A 13,788-nucleotide genomic window follows, 5' to 3' on the forward strand; every position below is an offset into this window, starting at 1 on the left:
TAGCAGACTTCGCAATCCGCGGATGCGTTGCGCGAAAGCAGACGCTATAGCAAAGTCGCACAAAGTCATTGGCCCGGCGAAACCGCAAAACTCACGTCAACGTCAAGGTTCGACCAGACTTGCTACGTGTTCGATAACCTCGTTGACTACGGCGTAGTGCTTGCGGATTTGCGAAAGGCTCGTCCCTACAGACTCACCGTGCGCGATCTTGTGTCGGAGCGCGACGAGACTATTCACACTGTCCTTTCGTTCATCAATCAGGTAACCCGCCAAGTCATCTCGCCAGCTTTGACTGAAGGCACCGAATAGGTCGATGATCTTTTCCGACTTCGGGTTGGTCCACGGGCCAAGTTGTCTCTCGACAAAGGACGCAATCTCTGGGGCGCAACGCACCTGCGCGTATGCGAGGAGAAGTGCGCATAGGCAGCTTTCAAGATACCCCGACACGAGAACGCAGAGGTACTTCGCAAAGTCAGCTTGAAGTTCTATATCTGAGGTCGAGTCCGGCGCTCGTCCAAAGGTTGCGTCTAACCGCGTCCTTAGGCGGTGGACTACATGTCGGCCACTCATTTGACGGCGGAAAAAGCCGCACGCGTCGCATCGAGACGCTTCTTCACAAAATCCTCGTCGGCGGTTGACCGTGTGATCCAGGTGGTGAAGTCGCCGCTCTTGAAGAGGCCTTCATAGGCTGCGCGCATCCCTGTGGAATCGGAAATGGGGCTGCCGGTGGCTAGGCGATTCGCGACGCCGATCATGATCGAGTCCACGAGTGCCGCGTTCACTGTGTTTTTCAAGCGGAACGCGCGCGGGCCAAGATGCTGATGGATAGCCGCAACCGTTGACTCGAAGATGGGGCGCAACTCGTTGTCACCGTGTTTCTGCAAATCGACGTTTGACGCCATATACCGATTGAGAAACTCCTTCATCGGCCTACGGTACTGTGGCGCGTGGAAGTGCAACGCGAAGAACCGAAGAATTAGTTCGAGGTCCTTGAGGCGTGCGCTCTTCTTGCCATAGAGAGCACGCCAAGACCCATTTGCGTTTAGATTTCCGAGGAGCGATGCGAACTTCCCGTGGTACAGGGCGACGCGAATCTCTTGAGGCTGCAAGAAGATGCCGCCGGAGTTTAGGCGCTCAAAGACCAAGTAGATGCTACTTTGATCGTCCGAAGGTTCATCCTGACGCACTATGGTTGCATGGATGATGCTGTCGTCGAGGCGCCTGCGGTCATCGACGTCTAACGTCTTGTAGCTGCGGTCCTTCCACTTCTCTTGGACGTGCTGCAGTAGAAATTCTTTGCCTTGAAAGAGCCCAGAATAGAAGTACTGAAGCGTCTTGAGGCGTTGCTGCCCATCAAGCACAAGATGTTTGCCCGAGGCCTCCTTTACAAGAAAGATGCCCGGCACCGGCAGTCCAAGCAGTAGCGACTCGACAAACCGATCGCATTGCGGTTTGGTCCAAACAAACTCCCGCTGAAAGCCAACGGTTGACTGACCCGCCTCTGGAGCATTGCTGAACAGCGGCACAGCTATGTCGTTCTGGTCCAGCCTCTTCACCAACCCATCGACCGGGTAGTCCGCACCGTACGAAGTGATGGAGTAGGCCGTGGGAATGACTTCGTTGATCTCGTCAAGATCCTCGACCTCTACTTCGTCGGTGATGGAGATCGGCGTGTCTTCTTCGGCCATGTTGTGCCTCTGGTTCGTAAGTAGCCGATTGTGCACCGCGCATGCTGAAAGCGGACCTTGAAGACCCCCCGCTCATGGCCGAGTCCGCAAGTTCGCCTGCCTACTCGGAAGCTGACCTCCGGCGCTCGCCCGACCCGCTGCGTTAGGCTAAATTGGCGCTTGCCCCGGCAACCGAGGCGCATCCTTGTTGGCCCTCAACTCGATGGGAGACCATCATGGGTGCCGCAAGCAATGCCGTTCGTCGCGAGCCATGGAACAAGGGCAAGCTCGTTGGGCAGAAGGCGCCGTTCAAGCTCAAGGACATTTGGGCTCTGCGCGTCCGACTGCAGATGGAAGCTCGGGTTCGCGAACTGGCCCTCTTCAACCTCGCCATCGACAGCAAGTTGCGCGGATGTGACCTGGTCGGCCTCAAGGTCCGGGACGTGTGCCACGGCGACCAGGTGGCCGCCCGCGCCATCGTCGTCCAGCACAAGACCCAACGCCCAGGCCAGTTCGAGATCACGCCGGCCGCCCGAGACGCCGTACAAGCGTTGATCAAGCTCGCTGGGCTGAAGCCGGAGGACTTCCTGTTCCCCAGCCGGCTCCACGACTCGCCTCATCTTGGTACCCGTCAGTACGCCAGGATCCTTGGGCACTGGGTCGACGAACTGGGACTGGACCGTGCCGACTACGGGACGCACTCGCTGCGACGGACGAAGGCGACGCTGATCTACCGGCGCACCAAGAACCTTCGCGCCGTGCAACTGCTCCTTGGGCACTCCAAGCTGGAGTCGACGGTGAGGTACCTCGGCATCGAGGTCGATGACGCCCTCGAGATCTCGGAGCAGACAGAAATCTGAGCTGAGGAGCGCGACCGCGCCCAGCATACTGCCGACGCGGTCGCCGAACGGCCGCTACATGGCGTCGAGTCGAGTGGAACGTCCCGGCCACAAGCAGTCCGCCGCGCTGGGCTCCAAATTCTGGCCTCAGCGTGCATCCGAAGGGCAGGTTTCCGGCGACCAGTTTGCACCACTCGGTGGCCCGACTCGGCAATGAACCCACATCGGTCTTGGCGCCCTCTACCTGCCGTTCAAGCTCGGTTGTCGACCCGGACCTGACATCGGGAATTGCAAACGGACTTCCGCAAAGCGGTCGTGGTTCGGCGCCACGCGTCTTTGCGGCGTTGTCGAGCCCTCATCCGAGCCGCGGCGGACCTCAGCGTATCGAGAACGGTGCTTGGTAGGGCCGCCCGTACGCCACGCCGCCGGTAATCGTGCCGGCGGGCTTGAGGAAGGCCTTGCCCTCGCGCCTATTGTTGCGCGTGTCGACGAAGGACACGGCGCCTTCGACCAGTTCCAGGATCGACAGATCAGCCGGCGCGCCGATCTGCAGCGTGCCGAGCTTTGGTACGCGTGCGATGGCACGCGCCGGCGCCTGCGTGGCCATCGACACGACTTGCGCGAGCGAAAACCCCATGTGCAAGAACTTGCTCATCACCCATGGCAGGTACGGCATGCCGGGCGTATTGGCCGAGAACACATGCACGTCAGAAGAGATCGTGTCGGGCGGGCAGCCCTGGGCGATGGCGGCCTCGGCAACCGTGTAGTCGAAGCTGCCGCCGCCGTGGCCGACGTCAAAGACCACGCCGCGCTGCTTGGCCGCCAACGCTGCCGGCAGCAGCTTGCCGTCCTGAACGATGTTGGTGAAGTCGCCTGCGATGTTGGGCGCACCGGAGAAAGCGTGCGTGAGGATGTCGCCCGGCCGCAGCAGGTCGAGGATCTGCGACATCAGTGCGCGATCGGCCACGCCGCCGATGTGCACCATCAGCTTGGCCGGCACGCCCGAGGCGACGCAGGCCTGGACGGCGCGCCTCAGCGGCTCGGCGCCGTGGCGGGCGATGACGTTCTCGCTCATGCGCACCTTCACGCCCAGCACGATGTCGGCGTTTTCGGCGACGGCGCGCGCCGTGGCATCCACCTGCGCGTAGTCGATGTTGTAGAGCTCGGGCACCGGAAATCCCGCCAGCCCCGCCACCGCGATGTGCACGAAGGCGAACTGCCGCGTGCGCCCGCCGGGCACTATGAAGCGCCGCCAGGCCGCGATGTTGTTGGCGCCTGCATCGCCGGCCGAGACGACGGTCGTCGTGCACTGGTGCGACACCAGCTCGTCGGCCGGGATGCCGACGGCGGAGCCAAAAGGGTAGGTGTGTGCGTGCAGGTCGATGAGGCCCGGAGTAACCAGCTTGCCGCCCGCGTCCATCAGGCGGTTTGCCCGCTCGGGCGCGATGCTGGCGTCGAGCTCCTCGATGAGGCCGTAGCGGATACCGATGTCGCGTTTGCCCGCCAAGTTCTGGCTCGGATCCAGCACACTCGCGTTGCGCACGAGCAAGTCGAACTTGTCGTTGGGGCCCATGGCCGCGCGGGCCAGCCCCGGCAGCGCGCCGGCCGCGGCCAGCGCGCTGCTGCCGAACAGGAAATCTCTACGGCCGACGCTCGTCATGGCTTGTCTCCTCTGTTGGTCTTCGTTGGAGTCAGCACATTCCAGCACACAGACCCGTCCGCAGCAAATGCGCCCGATAGATCTGAGCGCCTGAACCAGACGATCACGAGTACCCGCTGATGGCCGTCCAGGCCCGCTCGCGGGCGACCGGTCTCGACCGCTTCCACGGACCGCTCAGGGTCGAGTCCTCCCAGTCACGACAGGCTCCTTCCGCGCCGGCCATCGTGAAAGACCGCTCTGCGGCGATGACCTCGCCAAGGGGGTCGTGTGCCGACACTGACCTGCCTCGCGGTCAGTGCCATCGAAGTGTATTGATGTGCGCGAGGTCGAGAGCGCGAACGAACTCCGCATAGCTCGCCAGGAGTTGTACAGAGCGTCCTAAATGGGTCGGGGCGAGTAATTTCTGATCAATTCGGCGTGAACTTGCTTGCGGCTCAATGAACCCGCAGCACCTCAAACTGCTGTCGGATTTGAGCGACCTGTATCGACACGTCATCACCCTCGCATTTACCCAGCATGGCCCTGCCCAAAGGGGCATCGCTGCTGATGACCTGAACGAGCTGAGCGCTGCTGACCAACTTCATGCTGCCTCCATCCGGGCCGAGAAAGAGCTGTTGCTGCTTGTCGTCGGAATCGACCAGGCAGACCAGCGCGCCGAGCTGTATACCTTTGCTGGCGTCGTAGGGGCGCGGGCGGAATTGGCGCCAATTGGCCATCGCCTGGCGGATGGCTTCGGCGCGACGAGCTTGGCCGGTGGCCAGGTAGGCGGCTTCGAGTCCCAACGTGTCGTACTTGTTTTCGGCGATGTTTTCTTCGTGAGTCGCCGTTTCATGGGCCGCCCGCATTGCCCGTTCGGCTTGCAGCAGGTCTTCGGCGAGCCGTTCCAGCACCTGCTGCTGCAGAAAGAATTTATCCATGATGAAAGGTCGGCATCTCGAACAAGCGGGGGTCAGGTTTTGATTATGAAGGGCTCCACCAGCCTTCGACGCTTCTGTTGGCTGCAGGTTAACTTCAGCTATGGGCGCTGTCCTGTCGCCCATTTCCGTGCATCGAACGGCAGGAACTGGCCGACCGCCAGAGGCCATGAACGGCCGCTTATCGGATACGAAACGCGTGGAGCCGAGGCATTTCTGTCGGACAGCTCCGGAGAACCGCGAATGGCAGCTGAGGGTCGTTTGCCGGCCCACTCGAACGACCGCTGACCGGCATCCGATTCTTGTGGCTCTGGCGCCCAGGAAGCGCCGAGATGCGACCGGCCGCTTCCAGTCTAAACCGGCTATGCAGTAGCCAGCAGCAAAGGCCGACTTCGCAACGGTCGCGGCCCGTCGACGGCAATCGCCGAATTTGCCGCGCAAACCACATCGCGGTCAGTCAGGCGCTAAACCTGGCCGGACTCACGCCAACCGGTAAAGCTCGATCGGCGCCTCTCGGCCCTTCACACGCACTGGCCCGAGCGCCTGTCCTCCGTCCGGCGCTTCACCGGCGGCCGCCAGCACCTCGCTCGACACCAGGATCTGCGATCCGCGGTCTTTGTTCAGCTGCTCGATGCGCGAAGCGAGGATCACCACGTTGCCGGTGATCGAATACTGCTTGCGCAGCGCCGAGCCCACGTTGCCGCAGACTGCTTCGCCCGCGTGCAGGCCCACCCCGATCGTGATGGGCGGAATACGCCCGGCTTCCGACAGTCTCCGAATCCCGGCGACCAGCTCGCGCGCCGCGGCTAGCGCGTTGGCGCAGTCGTGCCCGGTGGCCAGCGGGGCGCCGAAGGTTGCCATGAAGCCGTCGCCGAGGAACTGGTTGATGATGCCGTGATTGCGGTTGACGATGTCGATCGCCTCGGCAAAGACGACGTTCTGGAAGGCGACGATCTCCTCCGGCGGCTTCTTTTCGACCAGCGGCGTGAAGTTGCGGATGTCCATGAACATCACGCACACGAACGTACGCTTGCTGGCGATCTCCGTGCCGGCTCCGAGCAGCGCCTCGACAATGGCCGGCGATACCTGCTGGCCGAAGGTGCCGACGATGCGCTGCCGCTCCTCCCGTGCGCGGAAGACGTTGCTGACCCGGCGCTGCAACTGGTCGGCAACGAAGCCCGCGGCGAGCCCCGCGATCAGAAGGATCACCGCCTTGGCCGCGTAGAACGGCGGCGCCTCGAACGGCGTGCTCGCCGCGGCGCGCGCGGCACCTCCGAGCACGCCGCTCCCCACGCCGATGTAGGTGAACGATAGGGCCACGTACTCCGCCGCCGCGACCAAGCCGGTGAACGCGCACAAGCGGAAGTCCAGCCGCAGCGTCGAGAGCACGATGAAGACGGCGTAGAGCAGGCCCAGCGGGCTTTGCAGCACGTAGAGAGGATCGATCTCGCGCGACACGAGGACGATCAGGATGCTGGGAACGCTCGTTTCGACGAGCGCATTCACGTACCGAAGCGCGCCCGGCACACCCTTACCCTGGAGCAACCAGCGGCCGAGCAGGTTGCGGATGGCAAGCTCGTAGCAGAGCAGCAGGGCGATAACCGCCAGGATGTAGAGGAACACGCCCGGCGTGAGGAAATGGAGCATGGGGACGCTGCGGAACAGCGCGTAGCCCAGGCCGTAGAAGACGAGCAGCATGCCCAGCAGGCCAGCGAGGAGGGCCATGCGCAGGCGCTCGCTGTGGATGATCTCCCGCGCGAGGTGATCTTTGAAAGATGCGACCGTTTCCGTCAGGCCAGCCTCAGTTCCTCAACGGCCGGGCGAGTGCCTCGGCGAGGTGCAGCGTGCCGCGCCCGGTTCCCTGCTCGATCTGCTCGCAACACGAGAACCCGTCGGCGATGCCGAGTGTATCCGCGGCCACTCGCGCGTACGGATGGCCGCTCTTCAACATTCCGGTCGCTCGGCCGTGACGCGCGACCGGCTCGGTCCAGTCTGAAGCGACCTACCAATCCAATTGACCGTGGCCGACAGTGGGCACTTTCGGCTCGCTTCACATTCCCAACGACATCGCGACGATCCGACATTGCGGCCGAGAAGTTTGACGCTGGACTCTCGCGCGTCATCGGCGGCGCGCGTCACCGTGTCACGGCTCGCGCAACCGATGGAAGCACACGCGCCCCGACCGGCTCACCGCCGCACCTTCCACCGGCCAGTGCGCCAGCGCTGCGGACAGAGTGGTGTCGACTACCAGCAACCGCACCGGATGCGCGAACGCCGCCTGCCGTGCCGACAGCGCCTGGACGGCCTGTCGCAGTGAGGCGTCGGCGAGGCCCGGCGCCACCATCAGCGTCGGCCGCCGCGGCTCGAACCGCACCAGGCGAGCCAGCGCCGCCGGCTGGTCGCCCAGGTAGCCACTGTCCCAAGGCGCCTCGGCCCCACGGCTTCGCCACCAGCTGCATTCATCCCACTTGACGCGCAGCCGCATCAGGCGCTGCGCCCAGCGGCCACCGGCAGCCAGCATCAGCCAGGTGCCGTCGAGCCGCAGCGCCAGATCCTCCACGAGCGCCGCAGTGCCGATCCCCGGCGGACTGGCAAGTACCGCCAGCGCGAACGGCTGCTCGCCGATGCCCTGCCGACACCACGCCAGCACCCAGCGCTGCACCTCCTCCTGGTGCGGAGACAACGCCAGTCCGTGCGCGGTAGCCGAATCGGGCGTCACGGGCGGCCGAAGGGCCCGGGAGTCATAACGCGCAATCAACGTGGCGCCGATGCGGCGTGCCATCGCCCACGGCCCCGCCGCTTCCTGTCGTTCCTGCATTCGCATGGCTTGCGTGTGATGCCCCGGGAAAAGCGCGCATTGTGGCGGCCCCGCTGCGCCGCACTGCGCGCCGCGGAGTCGATCGTTCAGACCAACCCGTTCATCCCCCAGATCGGCGGATGCGGCCCGCCGCCCATCGTCCGGTAGTTCCACACCGTCCCCGGGCTCTCCTTCGCCAGCCAGGTGCTCAACGGCTCCTTGTGCAGCCCCGCAGTGTCGAACTCCATCACCGTCACCACCGGCAGGCTGTAGGCCAGCACCACCACGACGCGGCCGGCTGTCCACATCAGCCCCGGCACGACCTTCGGGCTCATGTTCGCGACGATCGCATTGCCGATGGTCGCGAGCGAGGCCGACATCGGCACGACATCCGACTTGTGCGCATTGAGGCGCTGCGCCAGCACCTCGCCGAGCGCGACATTGGCGGCCAGCTTCGGCGCCACCGCGTAGAAAGCGAGCCAGAACGTGAAGCGGTCGAAGCCGCGGTAACTCGCGCTGTCCTCCAGCCGGTCGTCGGGGCGCACGTACCAGGCCTTGGGCAGGCTGGACGGAGGCCCGCCGCCGGGGTCGGCGCGGTAGTACAGCCGCCGGCCCGCCGGCGGCGCCATGCCCACCGGCACCGGTGCTGGTTGCGGCGTCGCGCAGCCCAGCTGGTATTGGTGCGTCAGCGGCGCGTGCGGGGCGGTCGGCAGCTGCAGCGGCTGCACGTTGGAGCGCGCGACGTAGGTGGTGTTGTCCGGGCCCAGCGCCAGTGCCTGGCACGGGATCGACTGGTCCCAGAGGTTGAACTGCGCGGCGTGGCCCAGGATGCTGGCCAGCAGCACGTTGAAGCCGAGCGCGCCCTTCTCGTCCTGCTTGCCGATCGGCTGCGCGGTCATGTTGCCGATCAGCAGCACGATCGCCGGCCTGCGCTGCAGCGCCGGGCTGGCACCGGGGCCGGCGCTGACCGCGAAGTGGTAGTTCTTCGGCAGCGGCACCGGCTGGATCGGCTTGAGGATCAGATGCTCCGGCAGGCTGCCAATGGACGGCATGGTCGACTCCTGGGGTGGTCAGTGCACGGCCGAAGGCTAGACCCCCTGCGTTGCAAAGGCGTTTCATCGCTCGGGCCCAGGAATGGCGATTGCCAGTCAGGCACCGTCACTGACGGAGCCATCCATGAAGACCCCCCGTTCCACGACCCAGCCGACCGACCCGAAGCAGCAGCGCCGCGACCTGCTCGACTCGGAGCGCGAGGCCAACCGCCCCGGCGCACGCAACTTCAAGGACGACGCGCTGACCGACAAGGTGGTCAGTGTCGAACCCGACGGCACCGGGCCGACGTCGACCGAAACCTTCGATCCCGATCGCGACCGTGAAGCCGGCTCCGGCGGGCCGTCGGGTGCCACCGGCGAGGGCAAGCGCTAGGCGCGTGCCGTGAGGCCCGGTGACCTCGTCCGGCTGGTCAAGGGCGCGGTCCAGGCCTGGATCGACGACCGCGCGCCCAGCATGGGCGCGGCGCTGTCGTACTACACGGTGTTCTCGACCGCGCCGCTGCTGGTGATCGTGATCGCGCTCGTCGGCCTGGTGCTCGGCGGCGATGCGGCGAAAACCGCGGTCATCGGGCAGCTGCAGGGGCTGCTGGGCGACCAGGTCGGCGACGTCATCGCCGGCATGCTGCAGCACGCCGAACGGCCCGGCCGCGGCGTGATCGCGGCAGTGGTCGGCGTGGTGGCGCTGGTCATCGGCGCGACGACGGTCTTCGCCGAGCTGCAGGACGACCTCGACCGCATCTTCGAGGCGCCGGACCGGCCGAAGCCGAGCGGCGTGTGGGGCTGGATCCGTGCCCGCATCCTGTCGCTCGGGCTGGTGCTGAGCGCCGGTTTCCTGCTGCTGGTGTCGCTGGTGATCAGTACCGCGCTGGCGGCGGTCGGCGACTGGTTCGGCACCACCTTCGGCGGCTGGCAGCTGCTGGCCAAGGGGCTGAACTTCGCGCTCAGCTTCGCGCTGATCACCGTGATGTTCGCGCTGCTGTACCGCTACCTGCCCGAGCGCCGCACCGCCTGGCACGACGTGTGGATCGGCGCCGCCGCCACCGCGCTGCTGTTCAACCTCGGCAAGGTGCTGATCGGGCTGTACCTCGGCCGCAGCTCGGTGACCTCCGGCTTTGGCGCCGCAGGCTCGCTGGCGGTGTTCCTGGTGTGGGTCTACTACTCGGCGCAGATCTTCCTGCTCGGCGCCGAGCTGACATGGGTGCATGCGCGCGAATTCGGCTCGCTGCGCGAGCAGGCGGCGATCGAGCGTGCCGCGGAACCGGCGCTCAGCCCCCTGACGTCGCGCTAACCGAAGACGGTGTCGCTCTCGGCGTGCGCGTTGCCGGCGAACAGGCGCAGGATCGTCGTCGCGCCGTCGTGCTCCCACAGCCGCCCCTGGATCAGGAACTGGCGGCCGCCGACACGCACGACATCCCCCTGCGCCGGCGGCACCGCGTGGCCTTGCCAGAACTGCGGCACGACGATCTGTTCGCGGCGTATCCAGGCCTGGTCGTCACGGCTGAAGACCAGGACGACGCGCAGGTTCTGGCTCATGTGGACTCCTCCCCAGGTCGGGACGCCCGGGCACGGGCCGGAGCTTAGCGCCCGAGCGGGCCGCCTTCGAGCTTGTCGCCGCCTTCCGGCGCATGCGAGACGTTGTCCTGCGGCGCCTCGCTGCCTTCCGGGTCACGCTTGCGCCGCTGCGGCGGTGCCGGTGGCTGCTGCTGCTCGACGGTGCGGCGCTGGCCGCTGGCATCCGGCGCCTCGGGCTCGGGCTTCTCGCCGCTCTCCGGCGCGTAGTGCGGATCGTCCTTCGGGCGCGAGATCGGCTTGTCGGGGGTCATGGCGTGGCTCCTGGTTGGCGTTCCAACGAACGGCAAGCCGGGTGCCCGGGGCACCGACAATCGCGCGCTGATCATCCTGCCCGTGCCCATGTCGACCACCATCCTGCTGCTGCAGCTCATCGTCATCCTCGTCACCGCCCGCGGCTGCGGCTGGCTGCTGCGACACATCGGCCAACCCAGCGTCATCGGCGAGATGGCGGCCGGCGTCGTGCTGGGGCCGGTGGTGATGGGCGCGCTGCTGCCCGAATGGCATGCGCAGCTGTTCTCGAAGGCTTCGCTCGCGGGTCTGTCGTCGCTGTCGACGCTCGGCCTGGTGCTGTTCATGTTCGTCATCGGGCTCGAGCTGCGTTCGCAGCGCGGCCTGCGCGCGCAGTTCAAGGCGGCCGGCTCGGTCGGGCTGATGAGCATGGCGGTGCCGGCGCTGCTGGGCCTGGCGATCGCGCCGCTGCTGCAGCCGCTGGCGCCGGCCGGCGTCGGCTTCGTGCCCTTCGCGCTGTTCATCGCCGCGGCGCTGTCGATCACCGCATTTCCGGTGATGGCGCGCATCCTGAAGGACCGCGGCCTGGCGCTCACGCGCTTCGGCCAGCTGTCGCTGAGCTCGGCCGCGCTGGTCGACGTGATCGCGTGGATCCTGCTGGCGCTGGTGATCGCGCTGGCCGGCGCCGGCGAGGGTTATGCCGGCGTGCTTCGCATCGGCGGCGGGCTGGTGGTGATGCTGCTGCTGGTCTTCGGCGTGCTGAAGCCGGCTTTTGCGTGGCTGCTGCGCACGCATGCGCCCGATGGCGAACCGTCGACCACGGTGCTCGGCGCCTTGATGATCGGCCTGCTGGTCTGTGCGCTGCTGGCCGAATGGGTGCAGCTGCACGCGGTGTTCGGCGCCTTCGTCTTCGGCCTGTGCCTGCCGCGCGACGACCGCCTGCTGCGCTCGCTGGTCGAGCGCATCGAGCCGATCTCGATCGCCGTGCTGATGCCGCTTTTCTTCGCGCTGGCCGGCCTGGGCACGACGGCCGGGGCCTTCAGCGGCGCGAGCCTGGGCCTGATGGGCCTGGTGATCGCGGTGGCGATTTTCGGCAAGATCGCCGGCGGCGCCACGGGTGCGCGCATGGCCGGCTACGGCTGGCGCGACAGCCTGGCCACCGGCGCGCTGATGAACGCGCGCGGGCTGATGGAGCTGATCGTCATCAAGGTCGGCCTCGACGCCGGGCTGATCGGGCCCGAGCTCTTCACGATGCTGCTGGTGATGGCGCTGGTGACCACCGCGATGACCGGGCCGCTGATCAACCTGTGCCTGGGCCGGCGCGCGCCGGCCGATGCGCGCGTCGCGTGATGGCGGGCGACCTGACGGCGGGCACGCCGGCCGGGCGGCGGGGCACCGTCCTACAGGGTTCGTTGCGACGTGTCGCAACAATGGCTGCATGAGAAACACAGTCCACCTCCGCGCGGCCGTCTGCGCCGCGCTGCTCGCCGCGGCCGCCTTGCCGGCCGCGCATGCCGAAGGCACCGTGACGCAAAAGGCGTCGGAGACCGCGACCAAGGTCGGCAACGCCATCGAGCGCGGTGCGCATGCCGCCGCCAGCGGCGTCGCCCGCGGTGTCGACGCGGCCGCCAGTGGCGTGCGCCGCGGGGCCAAGGCGGTCGAGCGCGGTGTGCACGCCGCGGCCAGCGGTGTCGAGCGCGGCGCGAAGGCCACCGGCCGCGCCATCGACACGGCGGCGCGCAAGGTCGGCATCGAGCCGTCGGCGCCGGCGTCTGCGCCTTCGCCGGGCTGAGGTCAGCGCCCTACTTCACCATCAGGTACTTGACGATGTCGTGCGGGTACACCTTGTGCTCGTGCGCGATGCGATAGCCGAGTGACTGGTACAGCCGCGGCGCCTGGAAGCTGAAGGTCTCGAGGTAGAAGATCGAACAGCCGTGCGTGCGCGCATGGGCTTCGAAGGCCTGGATCAGTTGCGCGCCGAGCCCCTGGCGCCGCCGGGCAGGCTCCACCCACAGCTGCTGCAGCTCGCAGCACGCGCCCCACCGCCGGCCGACCGCGCCGCCGATCACCCGCCCCGATTCATCACGCACGAAGCACGCGAGCGGCCGCACCTCGTGCAGCGGCGCTGCTGCGTCGTTGGCCTCGCCGAGGCCGTCGTCGACGAGCGCGGTTTCCTCAGGCGGCAGGTTGTCGTGGGTGCTGAACGAGAGCGTGTTCATCGAAATGTACCTTCGGTGATGACGGTGTGGCCTCAATGAATGGCGCGGCCGAAATATATACTCCTTCATATCGTGATGACCATCCCCGCCCTGCTCCGCCCCTCCCTGCTGCTGCTCGCCGCTGTCTTGCTGAGCGGCCCGGCGCGCGCCGCCGAGCTCACCGTCTCCGCCGCCGTCAGCCTGAGCAGCGCCTTCAAGGACCTCGCGCCGCTGTTCGAGGCCGCGCACCCGGGGCACAAGCTGCAGTTCAACTTCGGCGCGTCGGGGGGGCTGCTGCAGCAGATCAGCCAGGGTGCGCCCGTCGATGTGTTCGCCAGCGCCGACCAGGAAACGATGGACCAGGCGCATTCGCGCCACCTGATCGACGCGGCGCAGCGCCGCAATGTCGTCTCCAACGCCCTGGTGCTCATCGTGCCCGCCGAGTCGCCGAAGGCGCCGCAGGCGTTGGCCGAGCTGGCCCAGGCCGGCTATGCGCGCATCGCGATCGGCCTGACGGCCAGCGTGCCGCTGGGCCGCCACACGAAGAGCGCGCTCACCGCCGCCCGCCTGTGGACGGCGGTCGAGCCGAAGATGATCGCCGCGCAGAACGCGCGGCAGGCGCTCGACTACGTCGCGCGGGGCGAGGTCGACGCCGGCTTCGTCTACGCCACCGATGCCGCGCTGCTGCCCGACAAGGTGAAGGTCGTGCTGCGCGTGCCGACGCCGCAGCCGATCCTGTACCCGGCGGCGCCGGTCGCCGGCAGCGCGAACGCCGAGCTGGCCCGGCGCTTCGTCGCCTTCCTCGCGACAGCGCCGGCGCAGGCGCTGCTCGCGAAACACGGCTTCGGCCCGCCCTGAGAG

The 13,788-nt window shown here is 66.8% G+C and carries 16 protein-coding genes; 6 read left to right on the forward strand and 10 right to left on the reverse strand.

The features are described from left to right. Positions 1-102: 102 nt before the first annotated feature. Complete coding sequence (locus HLB44_RS38425) at positions 103-570, reverse strand: HEPN domain-containing protein (protein ID WP_173133603.1); 468 nt, start codon at positions 568-570, stop codon at positions 103-105. Continuing rightward, positions 567-1,688: a DUF262 domain-containing protein gene (locus tag HLB44_RS32700; protein ID WP_173133606.1), complete on the reverse strand. Its 1,122-nt coding sequence runs from the start codon at positions 1,686-1,688 to the stop codon at positions 567-569. Before HLB44_RS32700 ends, HLB44_RS38425 begins: the two co-directional genes overlap by 4 nt. A gap of 215 nt (positions 1,689-1,903) precedes the next feature. On the opposite strand from HLB44_RS32700, the gene HLB44_RS32705 reads away from it, so the two are divergent. After that, positions 1,904-2,527 (forward strand): tyrosine-type recombinase/integrase, encoded by a 624-nt coding sequence (locus tag HLB44_RS32705; RefSeq protein WP_173133609.1) that lies wholly within the window; start codon positions 1,904-1,906, stop codon positions 2,525-2,527. Positions 2,528-2,882: 355 nt separating this feature from the next. On the opposite strand, the gene HLB44_RS32710 is transcribed toward HLB44_RS32705, so the two are convergent. The 5 genes from HLB44_RS32710 to HLB44_RS32730 form a co-directional block, all read right to left on the reverse strand. Next, positions 2,883-4,166, reverse strand: a complete 1,284-nt coding sequence (locus HLB44_RS32710) for an amidohydrolase family protein (RefSeq protein WP_173133611.1) — start codon at positions 4,164-4,166, stop codon at positions 2,883-2,885. 434 nt (positions 4,167-4,600) lie between these two features. Continuing rightward, positions 4,601-5,083: a GreA/GreB family elongation factor gene (locus HLB44_RS32715; RefSeq protein ID WP_173133614.1), complete on the reverse strand. Its 483-nt coding sequence runs from the start codon at positions 5,081-5,083 to the stop codon at positions 4,601-4,603. Positions 5,084-5,560: 477 nt separating this feature from the next. Continuing rightward, positions 5,561-6,805: an adenylate/guanylate cyclase domain-containing protein gene (locus tag HLB44_RS32720; protein ID WP_173133617.1), complete on the reverse strand. Its 1,245-nt coding sequence runs from the start codon at positions 6,803-6,805 to the stop codon at positions 5,561-5,563. A gap of 418 nt (positions 6,806-7,223) precedes the next feature. After that, the gene (locus tag HLB44_RS32725) at positions 7,224-7,898 is read right to left on the reverse strand and encodes a hypothetical protein (protein ID WP_173133620.1); all 675 of its coding nucleotides are present in this window, start codon (positions 7,896-7,898) and stop codon (positions 7,224-7,226) included. An 86-nt stretch (positions 7,899-7,984) separates the two neighbouring features. After that, positions 7,985-8,929, reverse strand: coding sequence for a hypothetical protein (locus HLB44_RS32730; RefSeq protein WP_173133623.1), 945 nt, complete (start codon positions 8,927-8,929; stop codon positions 7,985-7,987). Between the two features lie 124 nt (positions 8,930-9,053). Between HLB44_RS32730 and HLB44_RS32735 the strand changes: the two genes are divergently transcribed. Both HLB44_RS32735 and HLB44_RS32740 read left to right on the forward strand, forming a co-directional pair. Next, positions 9,054-9,302: a hypothetical protein gene (locus tag HLB44_RS32735; RefSeq protein ID WP_173133626.1), complete on the forward strand. Its 249-nt coding sequence runs from the start codon at positions 9,054-9,056 to the stop codon at positions 9,300-9,302. A gap of 9 nt (positions 9,303-9,311) precedes the next feature. Continuing rightward, positions 9,312-10,217, forward strand: coding sequence for a YhjD/YihY/BrkB family envelope integrity protein (locus HLB44_RS32740; protein WP_173133629.1), 906 nt, complete (start codon positions 9,312-9,314; stop codon positions 10,215-10,217). On the opposite strand, the gene HLB44_RS32745 is transcribed toward HLB44_RS32740, so the two are convergent. Both HLB44_RS32745 and HLB44_RS32750 read right to left on the reverse strand, forming a co-directional pair. Beyond that, positions 10,214-10,462 carry a hypothetical protein gene (locus HLB44_RS32745; RefSeq protein ID WP_173133632.1) on the reverse strand — a complete coding sequence of 83 codons (249 nt, stop codon included), beginning with the start codon at positions 10,460-10,462 and terminating at the stop codon, positions 10,214-10,216. The genes HLB44_RS32740 and HLB44_RS32745 overlap by 4 nt on opposite strands. Positions 10,463-10,506: 44 nt before the next feature. Continuing rightward, positions 10,507-10,752, reverse strand: a complete 246-nt coding sequence (locus HLB44_RS32750) for a hypothetical protein (protein ID WP_173133635.1) — start codon at positions 10,750-10,752, stop codon at positions 10,507-10,509. An 88-nt stretch (positions 10,753-10,840) separates the two neighbouring features. Between HLB44_RS32750 and HLB44_RS32755 the strand changes: the two genes are divergently transcribed. After that, entirely contained in the window at positions 10,841-12,079 is a 1,239-nt protein-coding gene (locus tag HLB44_RS32755; protein ID WP_173133638.1) for a cation:proton antiporter domain-containing protein, read from the forward strand. 88 nt (positions 12,080-12,167) lie between these two features. After that, positions 12,168-12,521: a hypothetical protein gene (locus HLB44_RS32760; protein WP_173133641.1), complete on the forward strand. Its 354-nt coding sequence runs from the start codon at positions 12,168-12,170 to the stop codon at positions 12,519-12,521. A gap of 10 nt (positions 12,522-12,531) precedes the next feature. On the opposite strand, the gene HLB44_RS32765 is transcribed toward HLB44_RS32760, so the two are convergent. Further along, the gene (locus HLB44_RS32765; RefSeq protein ID WP_173133644.1) at positions 12,532-12,948 is read right to left on the reverse strand and encodes a GNAT family N-acetyltransferase; all 417 of its coding nucleotides are present in this window, start codon (positions 12,946-12,948) and stop codon (positions 12,532-12,534) included. Positions 12,949-13,023: 75 nt separating this feature from the next. Here HLB44_RS32765 and modA point away from each other — a divergent pair, with 75 nt between their 5' ends. Then, positions 13,024-13,785, forward strand: a complete 762-nt coding sequence (gene modA, locus HLB44_RS32770) for a molybdate ABC transporter substrate-binding protein (protein ID WP_173133646.1) — start codon at positions 13,024-13,026, stop codon at positions 13,783-13,785. Positions 13,786-13,788: the final 3 nt, after the last annotated feature.

The sequence above is a fragment of the Pseudaquabacterium terrae genome (assembly GCF_013266755.1).
GTDB lineage: Bacteria > Pseudomonadota > Gammaproteobacteria > Burkholderiales > Burkholderiaceae_C > Pseudaquabacterium > Pseudaquabacterium terrae.

Coding starts and splice junctions, on each gene's coding strand:
- HLB44_RS32715 (WP_173133614.1), bottom strand. CDS start 5,083: ATGGATAAATTCTTTCTGCAGCAGCAGGTGCTGGAACGGCTCGCCGAA.
- HLB44_RS32760 (WP_173133641.1), top strand. CDS start 12,168: ATGAGAAACACAGTCCACCTCCGCGCGGCCGTCTGCGCCGCGCTGCTC.
- HLB44_RS32735 (WP_173133626.1), top strand. CDS start 9,054: ATGAAGACCCCCCGTTCCACGACCCAGCCGACCGACCCGAAGCAGCAG.
- HLB44_RS32755 (WP_173133638.1), top strand. CDS start 10,841: ATGTCGACCACCATCCTGCTGCTGCAGCTCATCGTCATCCTCGTCACC.
- HLB44_RS32700 (WP_173133606.1), bottom strand. CDS start 1,688: ATGGCCGAAGAAGACACGCCGATCTCCATCACCGACGAAGTAGAGGTC.
- HLB44_RS38425 (WP_173133603.1), bottom strand. CDS start 570: ATGAGTGGCCGACATGTAGTCCACCGCCTAAGGACGCGGTTAGACGCA.
- HLB44_RS32725 (WP_173133620.1), bottom strand. CDS start 7,898: ATGCAGGAACGACAGGAAGCGGCGGGGCCGTGGGCGATGGCACGCCGC.
- HLB44_RS32705 (WP_173133609.1), top strand. CDS start 1,904: ATGGGTGCCGCAAGCAATGCCGTTCGTCGCGAGCCATGGAACAAGGGC.
- HLB44_RS32720 (WP_173133617.1), bottom strand. CDS start 6,805: ATGGCCCTCCTCGCTGGCCTGCTGGGCATGCTGCTCGTCTTCTACGGC.
- HLB44_RS32710 (WP_173133611.1), bottom strand. CDS start 4,166: ATGACGAGCGTCGGCCGTAGAGATTTCCTGTTCGGCAGCAGCGCGCTG.
- HLB44_RS32765 (WP_173133644.1), bottom strand. CDS start 12,948: ATGAACACGCTCTCGTTCAGCACCCACGACAACCTGCCGCCTGAGGAA.
- HLB44_RS32745 (WP_173133632.1), bottom strand. CDS start 10,462: ATGAGCCAGAACCTGCGCGTCGTCCTGGTCTTCAGCCGTGACGACCAG.
- HLB44_RS32730 (WP_173133623.1), bottom strand. CDS start 8,929: ATGCCGTCCATTGGCAGCCTGCCGGAGCATCTGATCCTCAAGCCGATC.
- modA (WP_173133646.1), top strand. CDS start 13,024: ATGACCATCCCCGCCCTGCTCCGCCCCTCCCTGCTGCTGCTCGCCGCT.
- HLB44_RS32750 (WP_173133635.1), bottom strand. CDS start 10,752: ATGACCCCCGACAAGCCGATCTCGCGCCCGAAGGACGATCCGCACTAC.